This window comes from Kitasatospora sp. NPDC088391, from assembly GCF_044753345.1.
In the GTDB taxonomy this organism is placed as follows: Bacteria; Actinomycetota; Actinomycetes; order Streptomycetales; family Streptomycetaceae; genus Kitasatospora.
The window spans coordinates 291,080-316,312 of record NZ_JBIVNB010000008.1; the positions used below are offsets into that span (position 1 = coordinate 291,080).

The following is a 25,233-nucleotide window of genomic DNA, read 5'->3' on the forward strand; positions in this document are numbered from 1 at the left end:
CGCGCGGACCTCCGGCAGTCCTCAGAGGCTGACGCCGACCAGCACGGGTTCGTTGACCAGTTCCACGCCGAACGCGGCCCGGACGCCGTCGCGGATCTCGCGGGCCAGCGCGAGCAGGTCCTCGGTGCTGGCCGAGCCCCGGTTGGTCAGGGCCAGGGTGTGCTTGGTGGAGAGCGTCGCCGGGCCGGAGCCGTGGCCCTTGCGGAAGCCCGCGTTGTCGATCAGCCAGGCCGCAGAGGTCTTGGTCCGGCCCTCGCCGGCCGGGTAGCTCGGCGCCCGCAGGTCGCCGAGCCGGGCGGCGAAGTCGGCGTACTGGCGGTCCGTCAGGACCGGGTTGGTGAAGAAGGAGCCGGCCGACCAGGTGTCGTGGTCGGCGGCGTCCAGCACCATGCCCTTGCCGGCCCGCAGCCGCAGCACCTCGGCGTGGGCGTCCGCGAGCCCGACCCGCTGCTCGGCCTCGACGCCCATCGCGCGGGCCACCTCGGCGTACTTCACCGGCGAGGAGAGGCCGCCCTCGTCCGACAGCCCGAACCGGACCCGGAGCACCACGTACCGGTCCGGGTCGGCCTTGAAGCGGCTGTGCCGGTAGGAGAAGGCGCAGTCCGCGTTGGCCAGCGTGACGGTCTCGCCGAGCAGGCGGTCGTAGGCGACCACCTCGGTGACGGTCTCGGCGACCTCCTGGCCGTACGCCCCGACGTTCTGCACCGGGGTGGCGCCGGCCGAGCCGGGGATGCCGGCCAGGAACTCGATCCCGGCCAGGCCCGCCCCGACGGTGCGGGCCACCGCGTCCGACCAGACCTCGCCGGCGGCCAGTTCCAGCGCGGTGCCGTCCAGTGCGAAGCCCCGGGTGGCGATCCGCAGCACCGTGCCGGGGAAGCCCTCGTCGCCGATCACCAGGTTCGAGCCGCCGCCCAGCACCAGCAGCGGCTCCCCGGCCCGGTCCGCCTCGCGCACCGCGGCCACCACTTCGGCGTCGGTCTCCGCCGTCACCAACCGCCGGGCCGGGCCGCCCAGGCGCAGCGTGGTCAACGGGGCCAGCGGGGCATCCATCTGCTCGATCACGGGCCCAGCGTAAGCGAGATCCGCCCCTCCCCCGGGACGGCTCCCGGGCCCGGCGCGGGGACCTCCGCCGAACCGCCGCGCGGCGGAGGTCCTCGTCCCGGGCCCGGGGGTGCCGGCCGGGGTCAGGCGGCGGACGCCAACTGCCGTTCGGCTTCGGCCCACCGGGGTGCGGCCGGGGTGTCGGCGGCCCAGTCGGCGAAGGCGGAGCGGGCCATGGCGGGGCGGAGCGCGGTCATCGCCGCGCGGTGGGTGTCGGAGCGGACGAAGGCGTGCAGGCTCTCGTGGTCGGTCCAGGCGGAGAGCACCCAGAAGGTGCGGCGCAGCGGGGCGGTGCGGAGCGCGACGCCGAGGGAGCCGGGGGCCCGGCGGGCGGCGCGGCGGACCTTGAGGGAGGCGAGCAGGAAGCCGGGGACGTGCCGCAGGGCGCGGACCTCCAGTTCGGCGATCATCACCACGGGTCGGGCGGGCGGCGCGGCGGCGGCCGGTCCGGGGGTCCAGGGCAGGGTGAGGGACAGCACGGGTCTCTCCTCTCGGGGAGGTGGGGCGGGGGCGGGGTCAGGACCGGCCGGCGGGGGCGGGGAGCGGCCGTTCGGCGGGGGCGGTTCCGGCGACGGGGGCGGCGGGGGCGGTCGTCCGCATGCCGTGCCGGCGCGGGACGAGGGCGGCGGCGAGTGCTCCGGCGGCCACCGCGGCGGCGCCGACCAGCAGGGCGGGCACGAATCCGTCGGTGAAGGCCGCGGTGCTGCCGTAGCCGCCCTGCGCGGAGAAGACCGCGGACAGCACGGCCACGCCGAGCGCGCCGCCGACCTCGCGCATGGCGTTGTTCGCGCCGGAGGCGATGCCCTGTTCGCCGGGGCCGACGCTGGCCATCACCAGGTTGGCGGTGGGGGCGAAGTACAGCGACATCCCGATGCCGCAGACCACCAGGACCGGGACCTGCTGCCCGTACCCGGCGGAGTGGTCGGCGAGCAGCGCGACCCCGAGCAGGCCGAGCGCCTGCAGGGCGAGGCCGGCGACCACGATGGGGCGGCCGCCGATCCGGTCGGTGAGCAGTCCGGCGAGCGGGGCGACCAGCAGCGGCATCGCCGTCCACGGGAGCATCCGGACGCCGGCCTCCTCGGGGCTGTAGCCGCCGATGCCCTGGAAGTACTGGCTGATCAGGAAGATCGAGCCGAACATGCCGAGGTACATCAGCAGGCTGGCGGAGTTGACGGCGCTGAACGCCCGGTTGCGGAACAGCCGCATCGGCAGCATCGGGCGCTTCGCCCAGCGGATCTCGTGCACCACGAAGGCGAGCAGCAGCAGCGCGCCGGCGGTCAGCGCGCCGAGCACCAGCGGGTCGGTCCAGCCGTCCGGGTTGCCGCGGACCAGGCCGAGCACGAGGCCGAACAGGCCGCCGCTGACCAGCACGGTGCCCGGGACGTCCAGCCGGGGGTTCTCGCCGCGGCTCTCGGCCAGGCCGCGGGCGGCCAGCGGCAGCAGGGCGAGCCCGACCGGGACGTTGACCCAGAAGATCCACTGCCAGGAGAAGTGCTCGGTGAGGCTGCCGCCGATCAGCGGCCCGGTGGCGACGGCGAGTCCGCCGACGCCGGACCAGATGCCGAACGCCATCCCGCGCCGGGCCGCGGGCACCGCCGCGGTGAGCAGGGTCAGGGTGAGCGGCATCATCACGGCCGCGCCGCCGCCCTGGACGGCGCGGGCGGCGATCAGCGAGCCGATGTTCGGGGCGAGCGCGGCCGCGGCCGAGCCGAGGGTGAAGACGGTCAGCCCCGCCAGGAACATCCGGCGGCGGCCGAAGCGGTCGCCGAGGGCGGCGCCGAGCATCAGCAGGACGGCGAAGGTCAGGGTGTAGGCGCTGACCGTCCACTCCAGGTCGGCGAGCGCTCCCCCCAGGTCGGCGCGGATCGCGGGCAGGGCGGTGGTGACGACCAGGTTGTCGAGTCCGGCCATGAAGCTGGCCACGCTGACGATCACCAGTGTGCGGACGGCTTGCCTGTTCACGGTACTTCCCCCAAAGGTTGTGATTGATTAATAACTTTCGTGGGCCGAAAAAACGGCGCCCGCCGTGTCCTTCCGGCGGAGCGCCGTGCGCTCAGCTCTCCTCGCCCTGCTTCCCGTCGCGCGGCTCCAGGTCCTCGAACCCGGACCAGAGGCGGTGGTCCGCCGGGTATCCCAGCGCCACCAGGGTGTTGATCAGCATGCCGTGCGCCATGAACTGGGTGGCCTCGCCCTGGTCTCCGCCGATCCGCTCGCGGACCCGCTCGAACAGCCGCAGCCAGCCCGCGCGGGCCGCCTCGCCGACCTCCCCCTCGCCGGCCGACTCGGCCGCGAACACCGAGACGTAGATCTGCATCTGCATCATCACCTGCTCCCGGTCCTCGACCAGGCTCAGGTACGCCTCCCCCATGGCATGGCGCGCGGCTTCGCCCGTCAGCCCCTCCGAGGCCCGGTCGAAGACCCCCCAGGTCTCCTCCATGCAGTGCTCGGCCGCGGCCTGGAAGATCGCCTGCTTGTTGGGGAACAGTCGGAACAGGTACGGCTGCGAGACACCCACCCGCCGGGCGATCGCCTCGGTGGACGTCCCCCGGTAGCCACCCCGGGCGAACTCCACCATGGCCGCGCGGACGACGCTCTCGCGCCGCTCCTGGGCGGACATCCGGATGCTGTTCCTGGCCATGCCCACAAGATTAGTGATTGACCAATAACTTGGCAAGAGCAGTCAGGGGCCCGCCGGGGGCGAAACCCCGGCGGGCCCCTGGCGGGGCTGCCGCTAGCCCAGGCGGACGACCGCGCGGGCCATGCCGAGGACCTTCTGGCCCTCGCTGGTGGCGACCAGGTCGACGCGGACCCGGTTGTCGTCGAGGAGGGCGGCGACCTTGCCGGTGACCCCGACGGTCGCGCCGACGCCGTCGTTGGGAACGATCACGGGCTTGGTGAAGCGGACGCCGTACTCGACGACCGCGGCGGGGTCGCCCGTCCAGTCGGTGACGATCCGGACGGCCTCGGCCATGGTGAACATGCCGTGCGCGATCACGTCCGGGAGGCCGACCTCCAGGGCGAACTTCTCGTTCCAGTGGATCGGGTTGAAGTCGCCGGAGGCCCCGGCGTACTGGACCAGCGTCGCCCGGGTGACCGGGAACGACCCGGCCGGCAGCTCGGTGCCGACCTGGACCTCGTCAAAGCGGACCGTCACGGTCACTCCTCCCCGGCTTCGGCGGCGCGCGCCACCAGCGTCATGATCGACGTCACCACGTGCTCGCCGTTGGCCTCGTGCACCTCGCCACGGATCGTCAGCACCTCGTTGCCCGCGAGGGACTTGATGGCGTCGATGGAGATGGTGACGGAGAGCCGGTCGCCGGCCCGCACCGGGCGGGTGTAGGCGAACTTCTGGTCGCCGTGCACCACCCGGCTGTAGTCCAGGCCGAGTTCCGGGTCCTCGACGACCTGGGCGGCGGCCCGGAAGGTCAACATGAAGGGGAAGGTCGGCGGGGCGATGACGTCCGGGTGCCCGAAGGACTTGGCCGCCTCGGCGTCGGTGTAGGCCGGGTTCGCGTCGCCGATCGCGGCGGCGAACTCGCGGATCTTCTCCCGGCCGACCTCGTACGGCTCGGTCGGCGGGTAGGTCCGCCCGATGAACGAAGGGTCGAGCGGCATGGGCAACTCCTCCGATGGTGCGTCCGGCGCGTGCGGTGCGTCCCGGCCCGGCAGGCAGAAATGACTTCAGGCCGCTCCCCTCAGTGGGGTGCGGCCTGAAGTCGAGGCAAAGTCAGCGGGTTTCGCGGTGCGCCGTGTGAGAGTTGCAACGCGGGCAGTGCTTCTTCATCTCAAGACGGTCCGGGTCGTTGCGCCGGTTCTTCTTGGTGATGTAGTTCCGCTCCTTGCACTCCACGCAGGCCAGCGTGATCTTCGGGCGGACGTCAGTGGCAGCCACGGGAGTGCCTTCCTGGGACAACGAATAAGAACACAGACAAGAGTAGCCGATCGGGAGTAGTTCCCCCCGATCGACTACGCGGAGTAGCGGTGACCGGACTTGAACCGGTGACACAGCGATTATGAGCCGCTTGCTCTACCAACTGAGCTACACCGCTTTGATGATCGGACCCCGCCGAGGCGAGGAGCCTTTCACCAGAGCCCCCATGCGGAATCGAACCGCAGACCTTCTCCTTACCATGGAGACGCTCTACCGACTGAGCTATAGGGGCGAACGAGGAAGAGATTACACGTTTCCGGGCCAGAGGTGAAATCCGTATCCGCGGCGGATCTTCGCAGGTCGGCGGCCCCGCACTGACGGACCGTCACCCGACACCCGTTCGAGTGTCGGCGCAACCGGAACGCGCCCGACACGTCCTGGCGCCCCGCATCCGACCGTCCCGGCCGGGACCGGCCTAGGCTCGATCGTCAGTGCTCTCCCGGGTGCGCCGCAGGCCGGCCGCCCGCACCGGCCCCGGGCGGCCGGGCGGCCGACGGGACCGGGCCGACGGGAGTGGAGGAGCGGGGCCGATGAGCGAACGCAGCGAGGGCGGCGCCCAGCCGCCGTCGGCCGCCAATCCGCTGGGGCACGGGCCGGTACTGCTGCTGGCCGGGGCCCGGCTGGCGGACGGGCGGGTGGTGGACGTCCGGATCAGCGGGGACCGCATCCAGGCGGTCGGCACGGTCGGCAGCCTCGGGCCGCTGCCCGCGATGCCCGGGCAGCCGACCGTCACCACGGGGGCCCGGATCGACCTGTCCGGCTACCTGCTGCTGCCCGCGCCCGCCGAGCCGCACGGGCACTACGACAGCGCGTTCTCCAGCGCGCTGCCCGCCGCCCCCGCGGACGGGCCGGCCGAGCTGGTCCGCCGGGTCACCGAGGCGGCGCTCACCTCGCTCGGGTACGGGGCGACCGCGCAGCGCACCCACGTCCGGATCGGCGACGTGCACGGGCTGGGCCGGCTGGAGGCGGTGCTCACGGCCCGTCAGGCGCTGCGCGGGCTGGCGGACCTGCAGGCCGTGGCGATGCCCCGGCTGCTCACCGGCCTGGCCGGGGCGGACGGGCGGGCCCAGCTGCGGGACGCGCTCAAGCTCGGCGCGGACGTGGCGGGCGGCTGCCCGGACCTGGACCCGGACCCGGCGGGGTACGTGCAGGTGCTGCTGGCGGCCGCGGCCGACGCGGACTGCCCGGTCGACCTGCACACCAACGCCGCCGACCAGGCCCAGCTGGCCCGGCTGGTCGCCGCGCTGGCTCCGCACCGGCCCCGGGTCACGCTCGGGCCGTGCAGCGCGCTGCCGCCCGGCGCGGCCGGGATGCTGGCCAACGCCGGGATGCGGGTGGCCTGCCTGCCGCAGAACGGCGGCTGCACCGGGCTGGAGGGCGCCCCGATCGGCCTGCGGCCCGCGCTGGTGCGGGAACTGGCGCAGGCCCGGGTCAACCTGACGGCGGGCGGCGGCGGGCTGCGGGACGCCTCCAACCCGGTCGGGCGGGCCGATCCGCTGGACACCGCCCGGCTGCTCGCCGCGACCGGCGCGCTCTCCCCCGCCTCCGCCTACGAGGCGGTCTCCGCCCGGGCCCGCTCCGCGCTCGGCCTGGCCCCCGTCCGGGTCGACGCCGGGTTCCCCGCCGAGCTGCTGGCCGTCCGCGGCGACAGCCTGGACGGCGCGCTCACCGGCGGCCACTCCCGCCTGGTCGTCCACTGCGGCCGGGTGGTGTCCCGCACCAGCGCCGTCCGCGAGTTCGCCGACACGGTGGCCCTCGCGCTGCCCCGCCAGAACCACCAGGGCTGACGGGGCCGGGCGGCTTGCCTCATACGCGGTCGGGTCAATTTACACGCGAAGGCCCCGAACAGCTGATGCCGTTCGGGGCCTTCGCGTTATCCAGTGGCTGGTGCAGGGTTCGAACCTGCGTAGCTTGCGCGACAGATTTACAGTCTGCTCCCTTTGGCCGCTCGGGCAACCAGCCAGGGATGGTGTCTCGCAGGGCGCTGCCCTGTTCGACGTCGTAAACGATACCTGATGTTGGGGGGTGGTCTGCCACTCGGTTACGTCGGGTCGCGGGCGGGGCGGGCGGCGGCGGTTGCGGGCGGGGGTGCGGGGGGCTGGATAGGCTGGAGCGTCGCTCGCCGGTGGCGGGTGGCGCGACCGTGCAGCCGTAGTGCAAGGAGACCAACACCCATGGCCGACTCCAGTTTCGACATCGTCTCGAAGGTCGAGTGGCAGGAGGTCGACAACGCGATCAACCAGACCTCCCGCGAGATCTCCACCCGCTTCGACTTCAAGAACGTCGGCGCCGAGATCAAGCGGTCCGGCGAGAAGATCGAGATGAAGGCCAACGGCGAGGAGCGGGTCCGGGCGATCCTGGACGTGCTGCAGACCAAGTTCGTCAAGCGCGGGCTGTCGCTGAAGGCGCTGGACGCGGCGGAGCCGCAGCTGTCCGGCAAGGAGTACAAGATCTTCGCGGACGTGAAGGAAGGCATCACCACCGACGATGCCAAGAAGGTTGCGAAGATCATCCGCGACGAGGGCCCCAAGGGCGTCAAGGCCCAGGTCCAGGGCGACGAGCTGCGGGTCAGCTCGAAGTCGCGGGACGACCTGCAGACGGTCCAGACCCTGCTCAAGGGCAAGGACCTGGAATTCGCCATCCAGTTCGTCAACTACCGCTGAGCGGTAGGGACGCGGCTTCGGCACCGGGGAGGGCACCCGCGCGGCGGGTGCCCTCCCTTTCGTGTGCGGGGGCGGGGGTCAGGGCTTGGTCGGCGGGGTCGCGGGGAGCGAGCCGAGCAGGCTCTGGAGGGTGCTGGTGAGCTGGTCGACCAGGTGTTGGACCGCGCCGGTGTCGGGGGCTCCGGCGCCGGTGCCGAGCAGGCCGGTGAGGGTGCCGAGGAGTCCTTGGAGCGGGCCGAGCAGGCCGCCGGCGTCGGGGACGGCGGGAACAGCGGGGACGGCCGGGGCGGCGGGGAGCGCGGGGGCGTCGGGAGCGGTGGGAGCGGTGGGGAGGTCGGGCGTCCCGGGCGGGGTGGGGACCGCGATCGGGAGGGTCGGGAGGGAGGGCAGCGGCGGGAGCGCCGCGGGCTGGGCGAGGGCGCCGGTGGGGCGGGCGCGGAACGCGTCGGCGGGGTCGGCAGCGGACGCGGGGGCGGCGGTCGCCAGGGTGACCGTGCTGAGAGTGAGGACTGCGGTCAGCGCGGCGGCCGGCCAGTGGGCACGCATGGTAAAGCCGTTCCTTTCGGGGGGAGTTCAGGCATTTCGCCTGCACCCACACGTTGGGCCACCCGAAAGTGCGGGGCCACCGCATGTACGCCGAACGGTGCGCCGGCCAGTGCCCGCCGGGGCGGTGGCGGAGTCGACGGGCCGTCAGCCCTCGGCGGCGCGGCGGCAGTGCGCGTCCACCGCGGCGGCGATCTCGCGGACGGCGGGCACGGTGGCGCCGAGGGCGCGCAGCAGGAGGTGGAGCGGGGCGCCGTCGGCGGGGGTGAGCGGGCCGAGGGTGGTGCGGCCGTCGTACCAGAGGGCGGCGCGGCGGCCGGCGGGGTGTTCGGCGTCGAGTTCCAGGTAGCCGATCGGGGCGGCCTTGGACCAGCCGACGATCCGCGGGGCGAATCCGGAGGGGAACCGCTTGAAGCCGAAGTCCGGTGTGTTGGAAGGGTGTTGGAGTGCGTCGTGGAGGGTGTCGGTCATCGGTACCAGGGCGAGTCCGTGCGGCAGGCCGACCGTGCGGGCGAGCGGGACCTCGGCCGCCACCACGCCGATCAGCTCCCCGGTGGCGATCAGGGCGTTCAGTTCGTATGGCACCTCCCCATTCTCCGCCGGGGAAGTCCCCCGGTCAGGCAAACAATCGAACTGACTATCCATCCGCGGCCGCGGGGCGGCGGGTCCGGTCCGGCGGGTGGGGCAGAGTGGGGGGATGACTGGAACTCCGCCGACTCCGCCGACTCCGCCACGCCGACCGACCGCCGAGGAACTCGCCGCCGCCCAGGACGCCGTGATCCCGGACGTGTCCGGGCCGGGTCTGCGGGTGCTGTTCTGCGGGATCAACCCGGGCCTGTGGTCGGGGGCGACGGGGCGGCACTTCGCCCGGCCGGGCAACCGGTTCTGGCCGGCCCTGCACCGGTCCGGGTTCACGCCGCGGCAATTCGGGCCCGCGGAGCAGGAGGAGCTGCTCGGGCTGGGGCTGGGGATCACCAACGTGGTGGCGCGGACCACGGCGAAGGCCGCGGAGCTGACCGCCGAGGAGTACCGGGCGGGCGGCGCGGCGCTGGTGGAGCGGGTGGAGCGGCTGCGGCCGCGGGTGCTGGCGGTGCTGGGGATCGGGGCGTACCGGGCGGCGTTCGGTCGGCCGCGGGCGGCGGTCGGGCCGCAGGCGGAGCCGATCGGGTCGACGGAGGTGTGGCTGCTGCCGAATCCGAGCGGGCTGAACGCGCACTACACGCTGGACGGGATCGCCGCGGAGTTCCGGGCGCTGCGGCTGCGCCTGGAGAGGCCGGAGGGGCCGGAGGCCGGGGCTGCCGAGAAGTAAGCCAATCGTTCGGTAAAAAGTCGGAAGAGTGAGAGGTTCCAGCTGGCGATAGAGGTATTTACCGATTCAGAATCGGGGCATGGCAGACCTCTCCTTCCCGCCCGGTTTCGTGTTCGGAGCCGGTACCGCCGCCTTCCAGATCGAGGGCGCGACCGCCGCCGACGGGCGCGGCCCGTCGATCTGGGACACCTTCTGCGCCGAGCCGGGCCGGGTGGCCGGCGGCGACACCGGGGAGCCGGCCTGCGAGCACTACCGGCGCTGGCCGCAGGACGTCGAGCTGCTGCGGCGGCTCGGGGTCGACTCGTACCGGTTCTCGGTGGCCTGGCCCCGGGTGCGGCCGACCGGGAGCGGGGCGGTGAACCGGGCCGGGCTGGACTTCTACGAGCGCCTGGTGGACGGTCTGCTGGCGGCCGGGATCGAGCCCGCCCTGACGCTCTACCACTGGGACCTGCCGCAGGAGTTGGAGGACGGCGGCGGCTGGCGCGCCCGGGACACCGCGCACCGGTTCGCCGAGTACGCGGCGGTGGTGGCCGGGGCGCTGGCCGACCGGGTGCCGCGCTGGACCACCCTGAACGAGCCGTGGTGCAGCGCCTTCCTGGGCTACGGCAACGGCGTGCACGCGCCCGGCGTGCGGTCGGGCACGCCCGCGCTGGCGGCGGCGCACCACCTGCTGCTGGGCCACGGCCTGGCCCTGGAGGCGCTGCGGGCGGCGGGCGTCCGGGAGGCCGGGATCAGCCTCAACCTGGACCACGTCTCCCCCGCCGACCCGGACTCGCCCGCGGACGCGGCCGCCGCGCTGCGCGCCCGCACCCAGCGCAACCTGGTCTGGACGGAGCCGCTGCTGCGCGGCCGCCACCCGGCCTCGGAGGCCGACACCTGGGGCGAGCTGATCGGGCGTCAGGACTTCCGGCGGGACGGCGACCTGGCCGTGATCGCGGCGCCGATGGACTTCCTGGGCGTCAACTACTACACCCCGGCGACCGTCCGGGCGGCCCCGTACGCCGAGCCGGACCCGTCACTGCGGGACGCCACCGACAACCGCTTCGCGCACGTCCGCGACCCGCGGGCCCGGCACACCGCGATGGACTGGGCGGTCGTCCCGGACACCCTGCGGGAGCTGCTGGTGGGGCTGCGGGACGAGTACGGGGCGGCGCTGCCGCCGCTGTACGTGACCGAGAACGGCTCGGCGGAGGACGACCTGCCGGGCCCGGACGGGACCGTCCGGGACACCGACCGGATCGCCTACCTGGACGGCCATCTGCGGGCGGTGGCGGGGGCGTTGGCGGCCGGGGTGGACGTCCGCGGGTACTACCTGTGGTCGCTGCTGGACAACTTCGAGTGGTCGTACGGGTACGGGAAGCGGTTCGGGGCGGTGCACGTGGACTACGCGACCCAGCGGCGCACCCCGAAGTCCTCCTTCGCCTGGTACCGGGAGCTGATCTCCCGTCACCGCGCCAGCAGTTGATCCTCGAAGCGGGCGCGTTCGCGGACCGCGTGGGCGGCGTCGGAGAGGTACATCAGGTGGTGCCCGTCGGCGAGGTGGGAGGCGAAGGCGGCGTTCCCGGCGGCGGCCTCGGCCCGCATGTGGGCGACCAGGGCGTGCAGCCGGGCCTCGACGGTGTCGATCAGGGCGGCCCGGTCGGCCGGGCCGAGGCCGTAGGCGTCGCAGAACTCCCGGACCCGGACGGCCTGTTCGTCGGGGGTGCCGAAGCCGTCGGCGTTGCCGGGCGCGGTGATCGGGGCCCAGCGGTAGGCGGCGAAGGCGACGTCCCAGAGCCGGGGGCCGGGGTGCGCGGTGTCGAAGTCGATGACGCCGACCACCTGTTCGCCGTCCAGCACGCAGTTGTGCGGGGCGTAGTCGCCGTGGCAGACCACCTCGGCGGGCTCCCGGGCGGGCAGCATCCAGCCCTCGGCCGTGTAGCCGGCGGTGGCGTCGTGGTAGGCGCGCAGCAGGCGGGCGGCGCTCAGCAGGGCGGTGCGGGAGGCCGCGGCCGGGGTCGGCGGGTAGTCGGAGACCTCGCCGGGCAGGAAGTCGAGGATCTCCCGCCCGTCCGCCGTCAGCCCGTGGAAGGCCGGGCCGCCGGTGAACCCGGCCGCCCGCAGGTGGGTCAGCAGTCCGTGCACGGCGGGCGACCACGGCCCGGTGGGGCGGAGCACCCGGTCGCCGACCCGCTCGACCAGGTTGACCCCGCCGGCCAGGATCTCGCGTTCCGCCATGCCCGTTCCCCGTTCCGTCCGCTGCCGCCGCCACCGTCGTCGTCGACCGGACGGTTCTACCCCGGCCGGGGCCGGGCCGCGAACGGTTTTCCCCGGGGCGGGAGATCGGCGGCCGGTCGGCGGCCGGTCAACGGCCGGGGTCAGCGGGCGCCGAAGCCCCGGTCGGTGGAGACGATGTCGCGGCCGAGCGGGGTGAGCGAGACCGGCACCATCTTGAGGTTGGCCCAGCCGAACGGGATGCCGATGATCGACAGGAACAGCGGGATGCTGGTCAGGATGTGACCGAGCGCCAGCCACCAGCCCGCGAACACCAGCCAGATCACGTTGCCCACGCAGGACGGGGCGCCCGCGTCGTCGCGGACCACGGTGGTGCGGCCGAACGGCCAGAGCATGAAGCCCGCGAGGCGGAACGACGCGATGCCGAACGGGATCGTCGCCGGGCGATCAGGATCGAGCAGGCACGCCGCTCCGGTTCCGGCTGATACTGCCGTAACTGCGAGTCAGCGAGCGCCGAACTTCTCGTCAGTGGAGACGACCTCACGGCCGAGCGGCATCAGCGAGATCGGGATCATCTTCAGGTTGGCCCAGCCGAAGGGAATCCCGATGATCGACAGGAACAGCGGGATGCTCGTCACCAGGTGACCGATCGCCAGCCACCAGCCGGCGAACACCAACCAGATCACGTTGCCGATGCACGACGGGGCCCCGGCGCCAGGCTTCTCCACCGTCGTGCGCCCGAACGGCCACAGGATGTAGCCCGCCAGCCGGAACGACGCCACGCCAAATGGAATGGTGACAATAAGGACACAGCAGATGATGCCTGCGAGCACGTACCCGATGGCCATCCAGATCCCGCAGAAGATCAGCCAAAGGACGTTCAAGACGAAATCGATCACCTTCATGGCATCACCCTCCCACGAGCCGCCCTGCAACAGTTCATACCCTCAACTGGCGAGTCCATGAAGGAGCGGAAGGCGATGACCTGAGCGCCCCGTTCAACGGCCGATCCGTGAGCTAGTCGCCCACTATGGCGGCCCGTCTGTGATGAACAGTAGCCGCGAGCCCCAGCAGGCCATGGAGGGCTCCCCGGCCACAGCGAGCTGCAGAGAAGTGGTAGCGAGGAGCTGTCGTGACCTGGCTCAATAGCGGTATGGAGATCGGTGAGAACTGGGCGTACCGGGCCCAGCCCAAGATGCTCGGCGGCGCGGTCCGCCGTGTGGAGATCGTCCGCGTGGGCGGCCCGCGCCGTTCCGCGCAGGTGCACGTCCGGTTTCCTCGAAGGCGAGGACGCTGGCCTGCAGGACTGGGTCGCTCCGGCGTCCCTGGTTGCTCTGTGGGATGACGTCGCGCTCTTCCAACGCGATGATGCCGCCGAACTGGCGCTGGCCGAAGCGTCCCGGCATGTGCGGAAGACCGCGGAGTTCGAGACGGCCCGGATGGTTCTCGGCTTCGTCCGGCCCAAGAGTCAGGTCCGGCTGCGCACGACGGCAGCCGATGCCGGCGTTCTGGAGCTCACCACGCTCGATGCCACAGCCGACCGGCTTGGGCTCGACGCTGCCGAGCTGCGGGCCGACCCGATGCTTTACGAGAACCGGGCCGGCCTGCTCTTGGCCGGCTGGCCGGTCACCGAGCGGATCGCACGGCGGGCCGCGGAGGTCTTGGCCGAGGAGATCCTCCCGGAGGTCGAGCGCCGGCAGGAAGCCCTCGACCAGGAACGCGCGCAACCTTCATGGCAGTCGTGGAGCCGCCGGGACGACCGGAAGCTACAAGCTGAGGACGACGTCCTCCGGACGGTCCGCGACTGGTGCGGTCAGGAGCGGGTGGAGCGCTTCGACGAGCTGCTCGCCCTGCGGGCCGAGGTCGAGCGGCTCGGCACCATCGTCGAACGGTCCTTGAAAGCCCTGCGCGACCGCGGCCATGGCGTCATCGCCTCTACCATTGAGCGCGACCTTGGGGTCCGTGTCTCCAACCTTGGTCCCGAAGTGCGGCGCTGACATCACGCCAGGGGTCGGCCTGCTGGCGTGGCTCGACGGGCTCGGCAGGTGGCGCTTCCTTCACCGGTCGGTGCGGACTCCATCCGTTGAGGAAGGGCCGGAGCGCGTCGCCGGTGGGCTCGGTCGTCAAGGCCTCGACGCCGAGTCCGCTGCCGGGAGCTGTCGGGTCGATCCGGTCCGCCTCCGCTCTGCCCCAGGCGGACCACTCGCGGAACCGTTGTGCCTCTGCCACGTCGCCGGCTCGGCCCGCGGCGTCGTCCAGCGCCACACAGAACTCCCTGATCTCCCGCGCCTCCTGCCAACGCTCCAACGCCGATCCGAACCGTTCGAGGCGTGAAGCTTCGACGGCCTCGCCGGTGGCCGTAGCGACTGCCGCCTGCCAGTCGCGCTGCTGACGCTCCTTCAGCTCAGCTGCCTGCCGTTGCCGCTCGGCCTCCGCCCTCTCGCGCTCCTCCCGTAGCCGACGTTGCTCGGCTTCACGCTCCAGCTGGAGGCGCTCCTGCTCCTCAGCACGGGTCTTCAGCGCCCGGAAGAGCGAGCTGATCTGCTCCTCCAACTGCCGCTTTGGGGTATCGGCGCAGTCCTTCTTCCAGCCGCCGCTGTACCCGTAGCCGTAGGGGTGCGGTTCAACCACCTGGAGGTCGAGCTCTCCGGACGGCTCGGACCGGTAGGCGGGGGTCACCCGCTGCCAGTCGTACGTCTTGCGCCGCCCCTTGGCCTGAGGGACGAACTGGACCTGCTTCTGCCGCTCCTTGAAGCCCAACTCCCACGTCCTGCCGTGGACGGAGAGCATCGGCCGCGGCTGCTTCCGCTTCTTCGAGACCGTCACCTCACCGTGCCGAGACAACGCCTCCTGAGCGATAAGACGGACGATAGCCAACACCCGAGGCAGCACCTCCTCGGACACCTCGAAGGCACTGTGGTCGGCCTCCAGCGCCGCGATCACATCGTCCACGTCCGTGAGGACCCGGCTGCGCTGAAGCCGAATCCGGTTCCACTCCGTGTCGTCCAACCCGTTGTCCCGCAACAGGCCAAGGAAGAAGTCCCCCTTCGCCCGACCGCTGTACTTCAGCTGATACCCATCAGGCGCGCACGAGCGAGCCGCGTCGAAGGCACGCCGCAGCCGTGCCCGCTCCTCCGGCGCCGGATCGGGGATCCTCAGGAAGCGGCCAGCCTCTTGGACCTGCCTGATCAGCGCCGGACCGCTCGCAGTCCTGGACTCCTTCGGCGGCCTCGGCTGCTGCCGCTCTGCTGGCGCCCGGGTGGTGGTCTGGTCGCGCGGCGGCTCCGCCTTCATAGGTCCGCTCTGTGATGCCGTGTCGGCGGGTGCCCGGACCGTGGTCTTGGGTTTCGGAGCAGGGCGGTCCGGGTGATGCCCGTGCTCCAGGTAGAAGCGGCCGGCATCGGTGATCTCCGCCCGCCACTTCACCCCCTCGGCCTTCGGCATGCTGATGAGCCTTCGCTCCTTCAAAGCACGGGCAGTGAGCGCAAGTTCGGACTCGTCCGAGGTAACTGGGCTCCCGCTCCCGCCGATGCGAGTCAGAAGTGAGAGCTGGCGCTCATTCAGAGGTGACCAACGAAGCATGCTGCCGTCGTACCTCACCAACACGAGCGCCGGAGGCAGAACCACCGAAATCTCGTGCCGGGTCGGGGTGGTGTGTCGGTCAGTACAAGAGCCAACCGCCTACGGTGGCGAAGCTGGCGGGCAGCCCTCTGCGAAGATCACCTACCCAGACGAGCCCGTATGGGTAGCATGTTTCGGACGGGGGGATTTCGGCTGCCGTAGGACGAGGAGTGGCGCACTCGCCGCACGAAGCTCGAGAAGTCCTGCCGTACGCCGCTCTGCGGCGCGTAGGCGAATCGACCGCACAGGGCTGGCCGGATGCACCGGGTACGGAGCGTGAAGATGGACTTTGATGTCGCCGCCCCGGACCCTGCTGGCATGGTGGCCTCGCTCAGTTCCCTCGGCTACTCGCTTCCCGCCGCTGTTGCCGACCTCGTAGACAACAGCGTCTCGGCAGAGGCCAGGCAGATCGACGTCGACTTCACGTGGGACGGGCAAGACTCGTGGATCGCTGTGACGGACGATGGCAGGGGCATGACTGAGCCCGATCTCGTGACGGCCATGACGGTGGCTGCCCGCGGTCCTTCCGCCAAGCGGAGCGCCACGGATCTCGGCCGTTTTGGTGTGGGGCTCAAGTCCGCTTCTTTCTCTCAGTGCCGCAAACTCACCGTTGCCACGGTCAGCGACGGAATTTGGCACGTCCGGACGTGGGACCTAGACATCGTGGAGCGCTACAAGCAGTGGCGGCTCCTTCGTGATCCCGGCGACACGACCACGGCCCTCCTGCAGCGGATCGCAGGAAGCATGCAGCACGGCACCGTCGTCCTGTGGCAGCAGCTCTCCGGCTACCACAACACTGCCGTGACCACTGACGACGAAAAGACCCAGGCCCAGTTTTATGCAGAGGCGGAGCGCACCGAGGCCCACCTCTCGATGGTCTTCGCCCGCTTCTTGAAACCCCCGGCCCGGTGCCGGATCCGGGTGCGTGGCTCCAACCTCTTCCCGTGGGACCCGTTTCTGTCCACCCACCCCTCGGTACAACGGATCCCCTCTGAGCCTCTGCCGTTGGGGTCGGAGTCAGTGCGCGTGGAGCCCTTCGTCCTCCCGACGGCACAGCGTCTGTCGGAGGCCGAGTACGAGTCGGCTGCCGGGCAAAGAGGGTGGCTGGGGCAACAGGGGTTCTACGTCTACCGCCGTGACCGCCTGATCCTGGCCGGTGACTGGCTGGGGATCCGCGGCTTGCGGCGTGAGGAAAAGTACAACCTCGCGCGGATCGCCGTGGACATCCCTGCGGAGGCGGACGCCGCTTGGGGTGTGGACGTGCGCAAGGCGAGCGTGGTTCCCCCGGTCTCCCTTCGTCGTCATCTGGAGAGGATCGCCAGGTACACGCGCGAGGCTGCCTCCCGTTCCGCACGGCAACGTGGCCAAGTGGTGTCGCGGGCGCACGGTGCCCCACTGAAGTTCGCCTGGAATGTGAAGCGCCACGACGGCCGGATCGTCCTGCGGATCAACAGAAAGCATCCCTTGGTGAAGGCGGCCATGGACGGCCAAGGCGGCAACCCGGACGTCGTCCACTCGATGATCCGCCTCCTTGAGGAGACGGTCCCGGTCACGGCCCTCCGCATGCTCCACGAGACCGACACTGTCGACGACCCCGAGCCTTTCGGCGGACCAGGGCCAGCCGCTCCGGAAACGGTCGACATCGCCCGCCAAGTGCACGAAGCGCTCCTCGGGCAGGGCCGCTCCCCTGAGGACGCCCGGGCAGTACTCAGCTCCATGTCTCCCTTCGATGAGCAACAAGGTTTCTGGAACACCTGACCCACCCTGTAGTCCCCGCCCCAACCAACCCAGCCGCAGGAGGTCCCTGTGAGCACTACCACCGAAGACAGTCTCGAGAAGGCCGAGCAGACAGCGATGCTCCTCCTACCGGGTGATCGCCAGGCAACGCCGATCGAGGTGGACTTCGCTGTGAACACCGCGGTCAGCATCCTCGCTGCGCAAGGGATCACCGTGGAGCGTGACCAGGTACGGAAGGTGCTCGAAGCTCGGGCTTCCGTCTTCCAAGCTGATTCCTCCGCGTTGAAGAACGACGAGGGACACGTGCCGTGGCTCGCCGACGCCAAGGCCGACCGCGAATGGGACTTCTGGGACCGCTACCGGCGCTACCTCCTGAGCGTCTCCAAGCTCCCGACACAGGTCGTGCGCCGACTCGACCAGAGCACCGACGACGTTCTCGGTGAGCTGGAGGACCCTCAGCGTGAAGGTATCTGGCGCCGAACTGGCCTCGTGATCGGACAGGTCCAGTCCGGGAAGACAGGGCAGTTCATCGGGCTCGCCGCGAAGGCAGCCGATGCCGGCTACCGGCTCATCGTAGTGTTCGCCGGGATCCACAACGACCTACGCAGCCAGACCCAGCTCCGTATCGATGAAGGACTTCTCGGCTTCGACACCCAGTACCAGTTCCGATCGGACGACGACGCGCATCGCCATATCGGCGTTGGCGCGATGTCGCACGGCAAGCGTCTGAAGGCCGCGTCGCTCACCACCAGTCACGAGAAGGGGGACTTCGCCCGCAAAACGGCAGTCTCCGCGAACGTGCCGGTGGGCAGCGTCCCGGTGGTCCTTGTAGTCAAGAAGAACCGGCGGATCATCGACAACCTGCGCGACTGGGTGATCGACAACCACGGCGTGGAGGACCCCGAGACCGGCCGGATGGTCGTTCCCGATCTCCCCTTGTTCGTGATCGACGACGAAGCCGACAACGCCGGTGTGAACACCTCCAAGGACCCCGACACCAACCCGTCGGCGATCAACAAGGCCATCAGGCGGTTGGTCAACAGCTTCACGAAGGCGTCCTATGTCGGCTACACCGCGACCCCCTTCGCGAACATCTACATCAGCCCCGATACGAACCACGACGAGCTGGGCCCAGACCTCTTTCCAGAGAGTTTCATCCGCACCCTGCGGGCACCGTCAAACTACCTCGGTCCCGAGCGTCTCTTCGGTCTGCAGACCGATGGTGACGAGGAGGACATCGAGCCATTGCCGCTCATAAGGCACATCAAGGACACGGACCGCTGGGTGCCGGACAAGCACAAGTCCTACCTGCAGGTTCCCGACTTCCTACCCGAGTCACTGCAGCGCGCCATCCGATCCTTCGTCCTAACCTGTGCGGCACGCCGAGCGCGCGGGCAAGTTGCAGTGCATAACTCGATGTTGGTGCACGTGACCCGCTTCACCGCCGTACAACAACAGGTCCGCGACCAGATCGACGCCTACGCACGTCTGCTCTTCGACGTACTCCAAGACCGGTTCAGCAGTGCTCGCGACGAGCTCGAAGAGGAGCTGCGGCAGCTCTGGGAGGACGACTTCGTCCCCTGCACTGAGGACATGACCGGGGACAGGCTCGACTGGGAGGACGTCGAGCCCCATCTCCACGCCGCCCTTGCGAAGATCACCGTCATGGCCGTCAACGGCGCGGCGAAGGACGCCCTCCAGTACTACGAGCGCCGGGAAACCGGCCTGTCTGTCATCGCCGTAGGAGGCGAGAAGCTCTCCCGAGGTCTGACTCTAGAAGGGCTGTCGGTCAGCTACTACCTGCGTGCCTCCAAGACGTACGACACTCTCCTGCAGATGGGCCGCTGGTTCGGCTACCGCCCCCGCTACGAGGATCTATGTCGGCTTTACACGACACGTACTCTGCAGCGCCAGTACGCGGAGATCACCGCCGCCACCGACGAGCTCCGGCGTGACATCGAGGAGATGTCCGCGGTAGGGCTCACCCCCCGCGAGTACGGTCTCAAGGTCAGGACATCGTCGCTCGGCCTTGGCATCACGGCTTCCAACAAGATGAGGCAGGGTACACGCGTCCGCCTCAGCTACTCCGGTGAGCTCCCTGAGACGACCATCTTCGATCTATCCGAGAAGGTGGTTCGTAACAACCACGAGCTCCTCGAGTCGTTCGTGGCGCGCCTCGACGCGGTCTCCATCAGGAAGCCGGACGAGCAGGGTGGGAGTATCACCTGGAGTGGCGTCGCAGCCTCGGACGTCGCTGAGGGTTTCCTCGATTCCTACCTCACCGACCGGCAAGCCCAGCGGGTGCGGCCGGCATTCATCGCGGAGTACGTACGCCAGTGCGCCAAACAGGGTGAGTTGGGAGCCTGGACAATCCGAATCGCGAGCCGACTGCCCGAGGGGGCTCCTGTCACGATCGGAGGCCATCGCGTCGGTCTCATCAAGCGCAGCCATTCCAAGTCATCAGAAGTCGTCCCCGGCCGCTACACCATTAAGCGCGTACTCAGCCCCGCCGACGAGTTCTGCGACCTCACTGAGGAACAAATCAGCCGTGCGTTGAAGGCCACGAAGGAGGCCGCAAAGGGAAACCTCAACAGGAAGGGCGAACCGCTCGACCCGGACATCCCTCGCGGCCGCCCTCTGCGTCACCAGCGCCGCCCTGACCAGCCATTGCTTCTGCTGTATCCCCTCAACCCGGCCGAGGTGACCAAGTCGTCGGGGAACCCCGAGCCGGTCGCTCCGCTGGTCGGGTTCGCCATTAGCTTCCCGTTCTCCAGCCATCAGTTGAAGACCGAGTACGTGGTGAACGACATCTGGTTCAAGCAGGACATGGAGTTCGACGACTTCGAGGACGAAGAGTGATCGACGAGAGTATGTGGCAGGAGCTGGAGGCGCGCCAGCAGACCCCGGGCAGGTCCACCCGGCGGCTTCACCCCGACTCCCCGCACGACATTCAGGTGTCAGTGGCGCACCCCACCCTCCGGCGGATGCTGGTGCTGGGCACTGACGCCAGGACCGCCGACGCCGTACGTCAGGAGATCCATGAGCTGCAGGCCACCCGTGGCCTGCAGCTGAATCTGTCGTCGGTGTCCGGCAACCGCTACGAGCTCCAGGTCATGCTTACCGACGACGAACTCACAGAGGTGTTCACCCCTCTCGTCTCCGACATCGCAGAGGTGGTAAGCAACGCACCAACCACGGAGACGGCAGCGGAGGCCGCAGTCCACCGCTACATCCGGTGGCAGCAGCTGCTGCGCTCCGTGTCGCGCGACGGCCTGTCACGACAGGCCCGGTGCGGCCTGTTCGGCGAACTCCACTTCCTCCTTGAGTACGTACTGGCGGCTGTTGACCAACACACAGCGATTAGCTCGTGGACCGGACCACGGCAAGCAAACCAGGACTTCCAACTGCCTGGCGCCGCGGTCGAAGTGAAGGCGACCACAGCCCGCGCTCCCCGGACCGTCCAGATCGCCAGCGAGCGGCAACTGGACACCGCAGACTCCACGCCCCTCGCGCTGGCACACATCGTCCTCGATGATCGCCAGCGGGGACTCGGCATGAGTCTGAACGCCTTGGTGGACGAAATACGGGCTCGTCTGAGCTCCCCATCCACATCCCAACGCTTCGAGAGCCTGCTGGTCCAAGCCGGCTACCTGTCGAATCAGCGAGACCTCTACGACCACGATCGTTACACCCTGCGTCGCTGCGATTTCTGGACGGTCGGGGAGGGTTTCCCTCGTATTGTCGAAGCTGAACTGCCGCCTGGGGTCGGTAACTGCACCTACACCGTCGATGTGTCGGCCTTGGCCACCCACAGTGTGACCGCCGAGGCACTGGTCGACCTGATCCGAGGTACCCATGGCTGAGCACGACCTCCACGATTACTCCCGCGCGCTGGTCACCGACATTCAAGCGCTGGCGGACGCCGAGGACGGCTCGATTCCTAACAAGTTCACTGAGTACGTACTCGAGATCCTTGAGGAAGCGGGAGAGGCTACCGACGCAGCACTCGCCTTCCACTCCTCCCCCCGGGGACCGGAGATCTACGGCTACGGCCTGCCTGAGGACGGGTCCAGCCTCGACCTATACACAACGGATTTCAGCCTGACGCCGTCAAGCAGCAAGCTGACCAAGGCAGAGTCCGAAAGGTATTTCCGAAGGCTGTTCGCGTTCCTCGGAAAATACAAGGCCATCCGCTACAGCCAGGAGGATAACACCGACGTACATGACATGTGCGTCGGCGTAGAGAAGGCGTTGTCGGATGTCCCGAAGATCCGCCTCTTTCTTCTCAGCAACCGGGTTTGCACGACAAGCGCCCCGGGGCCAACAGAGTTTGAGGGAATCCCCGTCAGCTACGAGCTCTGGGATCTTGCTCGGCTCCATAGGAACAAAACCTCTGGGAGCATCAGCGAGCCGATCACGGTGACCTTCGAGCAACCGCTTCCCTGCCTGGCAGCTCACAGTGAGGAGCCGAACTACTCGGTCGTCCTAGCCGTGATCCCTGGCCGACAGCTAGCTGAGCTGTACAAGGAGCACCGAACCCGACTGCTCGAGCTCAACGTCCGGTCCTTCCTCCAAGCCCGCGGAGCGGTGAATAAGGGTATCCGTGACACTCTCCTGAACGCCCCAGGAAAGTTCCTTGCCTATAACAATGGCGTGACTGCTACTGCCTCGGCTGTGGACTTCGAGATGAACGAGGCGGGTAGCCCGATTGCCATCAGGAGCATGGCCGGCCTCCAGATCGTCAACGGCGGCCAGACGACGGCCTCGCTGCACCACGTCCTGACCCGTGACAAGCGGGATCTAGACGGAGTTCATGTGCAGATGAAGCTGACGATCGTCGATCCGGCATACCTGTCCGAGATCGTTCCGAGGATCTCCCGATACTCCAACACCCAGAACAAGGTGACGTTGGTCGACTTCAGTTCGAACCACGATTTCCACGTCGCCTTCGAGCGTGTCTCTCGAAGCCTCTGGGCTCCTGCGACCGGTGGCAGTGGTCAGGAGACGCGATGGTTCTACGAGCGGGCACGGGGCCAGTACACCGACAAATCCGCCGAGTACGATACCCGCGCCGCCCAGCGCAAGTTCCAGCTGATCACGCCAAGCCGACAGCGATTCAGCAAGTCAGATCTAGCCGCTTTCGTGAATTCTTGGGAGCAGCTCCCATACTGGGTAAGTCGCGCCGCTCAAAAGAACTTCGCCCACTTCATGGAACGGATCGAGAAGTCTGATCCCGTAGTGGACGTTCAGTACTGCAAGCGCGCCATTGCTACCGCCCTCCTCTTCCAGACTGCTGACCGGATCGCCCGTGCGCACTCGGCCGGCAGCCACAAGCGGCTGATCACGACCTACACGGTCGCCCGGCTCTCGCTCGCTACCGAGAAGCGGATAGACCTCGACAGGATCTGGAACGAGCAGGGCACCACGGAGGCTGTGAAGGGCGCCCTGGACGAACTCTGTCCTTTGATCATGGAGACAGTTATCTCCGGCGACCGGCACGTGTCGGAGTGGGCAAAGAAGTCAGATTGTTGGGACGAGGTGTCGCGCATCCCGTGGGAGCTCCCAGAGGCGCTGGCCGCCGAGCTCACAGCTGAGCCGTTCGAGATCGTCTCTCTCGAAAGCACCGAGTCCGACGAGGCAGAAGCCGCCGTAGAGGACATCCCTAGCGAGGAGTGGCGGGCTCTCGCGGACTGGGCCCGTGAAGGCCGGTTCCTGCGCTCCGTGGACAGGCAGCTCGCTGACCGCGTCGCACAGCGCCTGTCCCAGGGGCGACCGGTTACCGGGGCCCAGGCCAGACAGGCGATGGAGGTCCACGAAGAGGCCCTGCGACATGGCTTCCACCCTGAGGCCAACGGATTCGACGACGCAGATCGGTGATGGTGGCAGTCCCGGACAACCGGGACTGCCACCGCAGGTTCTCTGTGGCTTTCTTCAGATGAAGGTTTCGCCTAGTGCAGCCTGCCGGTTCCCCACCCTCCAGACCACCACCGGCTAGCGCCCTCGGAAAACTGTCAACTGCCCATTCAGGCACAGCCTGTGCGCTACGAGGGGAATTTCCAGCCCGCAGTCAAGGCAGCTTGGAAGACGGCTCCGGCTCCCTCGCCCTCCTGAAGGCGGGGACGGGTGGGGCAGTAGCCACTCAGCGGGCAGCTTTCGCAAATTGGCTGCTTGTCACGGCACAGATTCTCACCGATAAACCGGATGGCAGCCATGCGCACTGGTGCATCGCGGCCAGCACCGAGGATCTTGATGAGATTGAGCCGCCCCTCGGTCAGTCGGTTAGTCAGGTGTGAATCGTTCTGCTGAACTCTCGCAGCCACCCGCAAAGCACCCTGGCTGACTAGCATGATATCGCCGCCGGCCAGCAGCCTGAACAGCGCGAGCTCGCCCGGCTTGAGCCCCATTACCTTACTGTGTTCAAGAACCGAATCTGCGCTCGTCCAGACCTCAGGTCTGTCGACGACTGCACCCAGGCGATCTTCCAGACGCTTGCGGACCGCTGCTGTCGGCGCCGCGTTCACAAGTGCGAGGTAAACGTCCTTTGTCAGTTCCCTGCACCCTGCAACATCATCCATCGCGCTAGAAAGCTGCTTCGGATTCAGCTTGCTTCCCGAGAGCACTGCCATGACAAGAGCCCCTAGAGGCCTCATCTTCCGACCTCCCGGGAACTGGTGCCATTGGTCACCAGCACGCTGCGCCTTGGCCCAGCGAGTCAGATCGTCACGCAGCTTGGGCCACTTGTCTACAGCCTTTTCCTCGGCAGGGACGTCTTGCGACAAAAGAACTCGAGCTGCCGCTTCACCCAAAAGCGGGGGTACCGCATTTCCGATCTGCCGGAAGGCATCGCTCCGCGTTCCCGCAAAACGAAAGCGGTCTGGGAAAGTCTGAATCCTCGCAGCTTCACGCACGGTCAGCGTTCGCGGCTCTTCAGGATGGATATACCAGTAACCATCCTTTGCAATATGCGCAGTAATGGTCCGACTTAGCTCATTCCAGTCCAGCTTCTTATACTTATCGGTGAACTGCTCCGCATCGTACCTCTGGAATTTCTTCTCATCATCTTCCAGCTTCTCCTCAAGATCTGAGTAGAGAGTCTTGGAATCCATGACCGTGAAGATCCTGAAGTCGTCACTACGAACTCGCCGCGTCATGTGGTCGTGAATTACGCCAGCTTCTGCCTTTTTGCGCATCTCCCTGGCAAAGGGAGATACTTTCGACTTCTGCTGCTCGTCGTAGACTCCGTTACGGGCGCCCACTGCTTCCAATGCCTTGGGATCAAGGGCCGGAAGATCGCCAATAGCATCCCGAAGAGTGGTCTGCTTCTGCGGCTTTCCCCACTCAAAGCCACTACCATCTCTCCGTGCAAGTAGAATCAGACGCTTCCTATGCTGCGGAACGCGATAGTTCCACGCATCGACGAGGCGCACGTCGGTCACATACCCAATGTTCTCCAGCTCCGCAGCGATAACGCGGATTACGCTGAAATCATCGCCCAGCCCCATGTCGGGAACATTCTCCATGAGAACGACCCGCGGAAGGAGCTTCTCCACCACATCGACGTAGGCTCGCCAGAGCTCCTTGCGGAGGTCGTGCGGGTCGCGGTTGTGATACTCAACCAAGTGCCGGATCTTACTGCGTCCAGCCCGGCTGAACGGCTGACAGGGCGGACCACCTGCCACCATGTCGATTTCGGCGCCGGAGTCAAGGATTCTCTGGACGAATTCGTCCCGCTTGCTCTCATCTCCGAGGTCGACGCAAAGGCTCATGCCAGGGAAGTTGGCCGCATGCGTCTCACGGGCCCGCTCGTCGAAGTCCACGGCTGCGGCGGTGGTCCACCCAGCTCGCTCAATTCCCAGGCTCAGCCCGCCCGCCCCCGAGAAGAGGTCGACAGCCAGGCGCTTACCTTTTCCAAAACCGGACTGAATCCACATCCTGAAATCCTCCGGCTCACAGTGGTGCCTGTGCTTGCCCGGTTTGAAGTAGTCGCTACGCTCCAAGGGCACGCCATACGTGTTCTTGGCCCCCTTCTCCTTCGCCACGACCCGCTCCTCCATACCTGCCGACCTGAACGACCTCCAGGAGATCACGCACGACACTGCGGAAGCAAGGCTTCC

The 25,233-nt window shown here is 68.6% G+C and carries 23 protein-coding genes and 3 tRNA genes; 9 read left to right on the plus strand and 17 right to left on the minus strand.

Going from position 1 to position 25,233, the window contains the following annotated elements; all coding sequences use genetic code 11:
- Nucleotides 1–21: 21 nt before the first annotated feature.
- From ACIQBJ_RS24385 to ACIQBJ_RS24425, 9 genes are all read right to left on the minus strand, one after another.
- A complete protein-coding gene (locus tag ACIQBJ_RS24385) occupies nucleotides 22–1,050 on the minus strand; it encodes a UDP-N-acetylmuramate dehydrogenase (RefSeq protein ID WP_400714590.1) in 1,029 nt (342 codons plus the stop codon).
- Between the two features lie 134 nt (nucleotides 1,051–1,184).
- A complete protein-coding gene (locus ACIQBJ_RS24390) occupies nucleotides 1,185–1,580 on the minus strand; it encodes an antibiotic biosynthesis monooxygenase family protein (RefSeq protein WP_400714313.1) in 396 nt (131 codons plus the stop codon).
- A 37-nt stretch (nucleotides 1,581–1,617) separates the two neighbouring features.
- Nucleotides 1,618–3,012, minus strand: a complete 1,395-nt coding sequence (locus ACIQBJ_RS24395; protein ID WP_400714593.1) for an MFS transporter — start codon at nucleotides 3,010–3,012, stop codon at nucleotides 1,618–1,620.
- Between the two features lie 142 nt (nucleotides 3,013–3,154).
- Nucleotides 3,155–3,739 carry a TetR/AcrR family transcriptional regulator gene (locus ACIQBJ_RS24400; protein ID WP_400714316.1) on the minus strand — a complete coding sequence of 195 codons (585 nt, stop codon included), beginning with the start codon at nucleotides 3,737–3,739 and terminating at the stop codon, nucleotides 3,155–3,157.
- Nucleotides 3,740–3,832: 93 nt separating this feature from the next.
- Nucleotides 3,833–4,261 carry a MaoC family dehydratase gene (locus tag ACIQBJ_RS24405; protein WP_400714319.1) on the minus strand — a complete coding sequence of 143 codons (429 nt, stop codon included), beginning with the start codon at nucleotides 4,259–4,261 and terminating at the stop codon, nucleotides 3,833–3,835.
- Nucleotides 4,258–4,716, minus strand: coding sequence for a MaoC family dehydratase N-terminal domain-containing protein (locus tag ACIQBJ_RS24410; RefSeq protein ID WP_400714322.1), 459 nt, complete (start codon nucleotides 4,714–4,716; stop codon nucleotides 4,258–4,260). The genes ACIQBJ_RS24405 and ACIQBJ_RS24410 overlap by 4 nt, the downstream gene beginning before the upstream one ends.
- Nucleotides 4,717–4,828: 112 nt before the next feature.
- Nucleotides 4,829–4,993 carry a 50S ribosomal protein L33 gene (gene rpmG / locus ACIQBJ_RS24415; RefSeq protein ID WP_006604855.1) on the minus strand — a complete coding sequence of 55 codons (165 nt, stop codon included), beginning with the start codon at nucleotides 4,991–4,993 and terminating at the stop codon, nucleotides 4,829–4,831.
- 84 nt (nucleotides 4,994–5,077) lie between these two features.
- Nucleotides 5,078–5,150: transfer RNA gene (locus tag ACIQBJ_RS24420), tRNA-Met, on the minus strand.
- A 41-nt stretch (nucleotides 5,151–5,191) separates the two neighbouring features.
- Nucleotides 5,192–5,264, minus strand: a tRNA-Thr gene (locus ACIQBJ_RS24425).
- 298 nt (nucleotides 5,265–5,562) lie between these two features.
- Here ACIQBJ_RS24425 and ACIQBJ_RS24430 point away from each other — a divergent pair.
- Nucleotides 5,563–6,819 (plus strand): hydrolase, encoded by a 1,257-nt coding sequence (locus ACIQBJ_RS24430; protein WP_400714325.1) that lies wholly within the window; start codon nucleotides 5,563–5,565, stop codon nucleotides 6,817–6,819.
- A 94-nt stretch (nucleotides 6,820–6,913) separates the two neighbouring features.
- Here ACIQBJ_RS24430 and ACIQBJ_RS24435 read toward each other — a convergent pair.
- Nucleotides 6,914–6,994 (minus strand) — tRNA-Tyr (locus ACIQBJ_RS24435).
- A gap of 212 nt (nucleotides 6,995–7,206) precedes the next feature.
- Here ACIQBJ_RS24435 and ACIQBJ_RS24440 point away from each other — a divergent pair.
- Nucleotides 7,207–7,695: a YajQ family cyclic di-GMP-binding protein gene (locus ACIQBJ_RS24440; protein WP_400714328.1), complete on the plus strand. Its 489-nt coding sequence runs from the start codon at nucleotides 7,207–7,209 to the stop codon at nucleotides 7,693–7,695.
- Between the two features lie 78 nt (nucleotides 7,696–7,773).
- Here ACIQBJ_RS24440 and ACIQBJ_RS24445 read toward each other — a convergent pair whose 3' ends face one another.
- Entirely contained in the window at nucleotides 7,774–8,241 is a 468-nt protein-coding gene (locus ACIQBJ_RS24445; protein WP_400714331.1) for a hypothetical protein, read from the minus strand.
- Nucleotides 8,242–8,385: 144 nt separating this feature from the next.
- Nucleotides 8,386–8,823, minus strand: coding sequence for a hypothetical protein (locus tag ACIQBJ_RS24450; protein WP_400714334.1), 438 nt, complete (start codon nucleotides 8,821–8,823; stop codon nucleotides 8,386–8,388).
- Nucleotides 8,824–8,935: 112 nt separating this feature from the next.
- On the opposite strand from ACIQBJ_RS24450, the gene mug reads away from it, so the two are divergent.
- Nucleotides 8,936–9,547, plus strand: coding sequence for a G/U mismatch-specific DNA glycosylase (gene mug / locus ACIQBJ_RS24455; protein WP_400714337.1), 612 nt, complete (start codon nucleotides 8,936–8,938; stop codon nucleotides 9,545–9,547).
- A 79-nt stretch (nucleotides 9,548–9,626) separates the two neighbouring features.
- Nucleotides 9,627–11,012 carry a GH1 family beta-glucosidase gene (locus ACIQBJ_RS24460; RefSeq protein ID WP_400714340.1) on the plus strand — a complete coding sequence of 462 codons (1,386 nt, stop codon included), beginning with the start codon at nucleotides 9,627–9,629 and terminating at the stop codon, nucleotides 11,010–11,012.
- Here ACIQBJ_RS24460 and ACIQBJ_RS24465 read toward each other — a convergent pair.
- The 3 genes from ACIQBJ_RS24465 to ACIQBJ_RS24475 all read right to left on the minus strand — a co-directional run bounded on the left by ACIQBJ_RS24465 (nucleotide 10,994) and on the right by ACIQBJ_RS24475 (nucleotide 12,666).
- Complete coding sequence (locus ACIQBJ_RS24465; protein ID WP_400714343.1) at nucleotides 10,994–11,764, minus strand: phosphotransferase; 771 nt, start codon at nucleotides 11,762–11,764, stop codon at nucleotides 10,994–10,996. The two genes, ACIQBJ_RS24460 and ACIQBJ_RS24465, sit on opposite strands and share 19 nt — an antisense overlap.
- Before the next feature lie 140 nt (nucleotides 11,765–11,904).
- The gene (locus ACIQBJ_RS24470) at nucleotides 11,905–12,222 is read right to left on the minus strand and encodes a YccF domain-containing protein (RefSeq protein ID WP_400714596.1); all 318 of its coding nucleotides are present in this window, start codon (nucleotides 12,220–12,222) and stop codon (nucleotides 11,905–11,907) included.
- A 42-nt stretch (nucleotides 12,223–12,264) separates the two neighbouring features.
- Entirely contained in the window at nucleotides 12,265–12,666 is a 402-nt protein-coding gene (locus ACIQBJ_RS24475) for a YccF domain-containing protein (protein ID WP_400714346.1), read from the minus strand.
- A gap of 312 nt (nucleotides 12,667–12,978) precedes the next feature.
- Here ACIQBJ_RS24475 and ACIQBJ_RS24480 point away from each other — a divergent pair, with 312 nt between their 5' ends.
- Nucleotides 12,979–13,758, plus strand: a complete 780-nt coding sequence (locus ACIQBJ_RS24480; protein ID WP_400714349.1) for a PE-PGRS family protein — start codon at nucleotides 12,979–12,981, stop codon at nucleotides 13,756–13,758.
- Here ACIQBJ_RS24480 and ACIQBJ_RS24485 read toward each other — a convergent pair.
- Entirely contained in the window at nucleotides 13,697–15,205 is a 1,509-nt protein-coding gene (locus tag ACIQBJ_RS24485) for a PE-PGRS family protein (protein ID WP_400714352.1), read from the minus strand. The genes ACIQBJ_RS24480 and ACIQBJ_RS24485 overlap by 62 nt on opposite strands.
- A gap of 459 nt (nucleotides 15,206–15,664) precedes the next feature.
- Between ACIQBJ_RS24485 and ACIQBJ_RS24490 the strand changes: the two genes are divergently transcribed.
- The 4 genes from ACIQBJ_RS24490 to ACIQBJ_RS24505 are packed head-to-tail and all read left to right on the plus strand — an operon-like array spanning nucleotide 15,665 to nucleotide 22,996.
- Nucleotides 15,665–17,140 (plus strand): ATP-binding protein, encoded by a 1,476-nt coding sequence (locus ACIQBJ_RS24490; protein ID WP_400714355.1) that lies wholly within the window; start codon nucleotides 15,665–15,667, stop codon nucleotides 17,138–17,140.
- 48 nt (nucleotides 17,141–17,188) lie between these two features.
- Entirely contained in the window at nucleotides 17,189–19,978 is a 2,790-nt protein-coding gene (locus ACIQBJ_RS24495; protein WP_400714358.1) for a Z1 domain-containing protein, read from the plus strand.
- On the plus strand, nucleotides 19,975–20,982 hold the full coding sequence (locus ACIQBJ_RS24500) for a PD-(D/E)XK motif protein (protein ID WP_400714361.1): 1,008 nt from the start codon (nucleotides 19,975–19,977) through the stop codon (nucleotides 20,980–20,982). Before ACIQBJ_RS24495 ends, ACIQBJ_RS24500 begins: the two co-directional genes overlap by 4 nt.
- Entirely contained in the window at nucleotides 20,975–22,996 is a 2,022-nt protein-coding gene (locus ACIQBJ_RS24505) for an AIPR family protein (RefSeq protein ID WP_400714364.1), read from the plus strand. The genes ACIQBJ_RS24500 and ACIQBJ_RS24505 overlap by 8 nt, the downstream gene beginning before the upstream one ends.
- A 164-nt stretch (nucleotides 22,997–23,160) precedes the next feature.
- Here the strand turns inward: ACIQBJ_RS24505 and ACIQBJ_RS24510 are convergent, their stop codons facing one another.
- Nucleotides 23,161–25,158, minus strand: coding sequence for a DNA cytosine methyltransferase (locus ACIQBJ_RS24510; protein ID WP_400714367.1), 1,998 nt, complete (start codon nucleotides 25,156–25,158; stop codon nucleotides 23,161–23,163).
- Nucleotides 25,159–25,233 lie beyond the last annotated feature (75 nt).